At 54.6% G+C, this 2,301-nt stretch carries 2 protein-coding genes; both read left to right on the plus strand.

The window, feature by feature from the left end:
- Positions 1–125, plus strand: a 125-nt coding sequence (locus tag D5S03_RS06705; RefSeq protein ID WP_287043106.1) for a flagellin, incomplete at its 5' end; no start/stop codon positions are given.
- A 337-nt stretch (positions 126–462) separates the two neighbouring features.
- The coding region (locus tag D5S03_RS06710; protein WP_287043105.1) for a glycosyltransferase at positions 463–2,301 on the plus strand (1,839 nt) is incomplete at its 3' end.

Here is a 2,301-nt window from a genome sequence, read left to right on the forward strand (position 1 = left end):
CCGACGTGGACGTGGCTCAGGAAATGACCGAGTTCACCAGGAACCAGGTCCTCTCCCAGGGCGCAACCGCCATGCTGGCTCAGGCCAACACCCTGCCGCAGATGGCTATGCAGCTCATGGGCTAATCCGGGAACTTCAAACCAAAACCCTCAAGGGGGCCGGATCCACCGGGGTCCGGCCCCCTTTTTTTGATATTGCTGCCGCAGGGGTTTGCTCGTGGCAAACCCGGTTCCCAGTCAGGACGCAATAAATTACGCCCCTGAGGGGCGGCCCTTCCACTGACAGATGACAACAGACCACGTACTACTTTATATGGAATCCCGGCATTCCTTAATTCCTCAATCCCTCAATCCCTGAATTCCTTTATCCCTGAATTCCTGAATCATACTCCCGGCACACCCCTTGCATAAAAAACCCCACAAAAGGTTCAAAGCCCAATAGCAACAACGCAAGGAGAAGCCCATGTTCAACGAATCCCCTTTTGCCGGACGAGGCCAAGATCCCGAAGAACTCCTGGCCCGGGCCAGGCAGGCCCTGGACAACGAAGACTGGTCCACCGCAGTCAAGGTTTTGAACAGCATCCTTTTACGCCACAAAAAAGAAGCACCGGCACAGACATACTCACTGCTGGCTCTGGCTTTGCGGGCACAGGACAAGCTGGACCGGGCGGAAAAGATTGCCTGCAAGGGCATGCAGGATCATCCTGACGACATAAGCATTCTCACTGAATATGCGGACATTGCCCGGGCAAGGCAGGACTGGGCCGAAGCAGAAAGACGACAGGCGGAAGCCAGAAGCCGCAAGGAACAGCTGAACAAGGCCAACGCCCTGCAGAGCCCCTCTGCAACCCTGCACGTCAAGGATGCTGCTGAACCAGAACTTAATGCCCCTGAACCTGGACAGCAACCCGTAGCAGGAGCTTCTGTCAAAACCCGAAAAATCATGTGGCTCTCTCCCATGTTCGCCCTGGACCGCAGAAGTGGAGCAGCCTGCCAGATATATGCAGTGCTCTGCACACTGGCCCGGGCCGGATGGGACGCCTACGCCGTAAACATGACCCTGTGCGACGGACAGGAGGAATACCCAGTGGGCAAAATCATCGGGGAAAGTCAGGCAGGGCCTGAGAACCACGGCAAGGTGTTCAAAATAAAGCGTGACGAGGTTAAACATAATATATTCTACACCAGAAGCAGCTACAGCAAGAACCTTGTCCGGGAGGAAGCCCAGGAATTTTTCCAGCACGCCAAAAAGGCCATGGAACAGATCCAGCCGGACGTGGTTATCACCTACGGCGGATCAAAGTTGTGGAAAGAACTTATCTCTGTGGCCCGGAAAAACTGCAAAAGACTGGTATTTTTCATGGCAAATACCGCCTATGATGATGCAGAGAGCTTCCGACCCTTTGACACTGTACTCATAAACTCCAACTTCAACCGTGAACATTACCTGGAAAAAATAGGAATAGACAGCCTGGTGCTTCCCGAGGTCCTTCCGCCCAATGTCCTTGTTCAACCAGAGGATGTTCTCGCTGCCCGGGCACCTGAGCAGCGCGGCATGGGCCTGATCACCATGGTCAACCCCTCCAAGGCCAAAGGAGCTACACTCTTCGCCAGGCTGGCAAATATGGCCCTGAGTGAAAGGCCCGATCTCACTTTTATGGCTGTAGAGGGCAGGATGACTGATGAACAGTGGAAGCGGGCCGGCATAAATCTGTCCAGACAGCCCAATGTCTGGTGGATTCCCAACCAGGAAAACATGACCAGGGTGTACGCCCGTACCAGCATCCTGCTTTTTCCTTCCTTCTGGAATGAAGCAGCCGGAAGGGTAGGAATTGAAGCCTCCCTGGGCGGCATCCCGGTACTGGCCTCCAACCACGCCGGCATTCCGGAAATGCTTAATGGTGCTGGATTTCTTTTCGATATCCCAGACAAGTGCCGGGAAAAATACTCCAAAGTGCCCTCCCCGGAAGAAGTCCGGCCCTGGCTGAACAAAATCATTGAGCTGATGGATAATGAAGAAGCCTTCCGGGAGGCCTCCCAAAGGGCAGTAGAGTGCTGTGCCAGGCACCATCCGGGCAACGTAAAACCCAGAGTGGTCCAGCTCTTTGAGGATATATACCAGGGCAACAACATGGTGCCTCCCCTGCAGCCCGGGCAGAAGGGCAAAAACACGACCAATGCTCCGGTAGTAAAAGGCGAAAAAACGGGACGCAACCAGCCCTGCCCCTGCGGCTCGAGGAAAAAGAATAAAAAGTGCTGCAGGATTTCCGAAGTCGGGAAAGCCCAGGAAATCCAGGACGCA

The sequence above is a fragment of the Desulfonatronospira sp. MSAO_Bac3 genome, from assembly GCF_003838035.1.
GTDB lineage: Bacteria > Desulfobacterota > Desulfovibrionia > Desulfovibrionales > Desulfonatronovibrionaceae > Desulfonatronospira > Desulfonatronospira thiodismutans.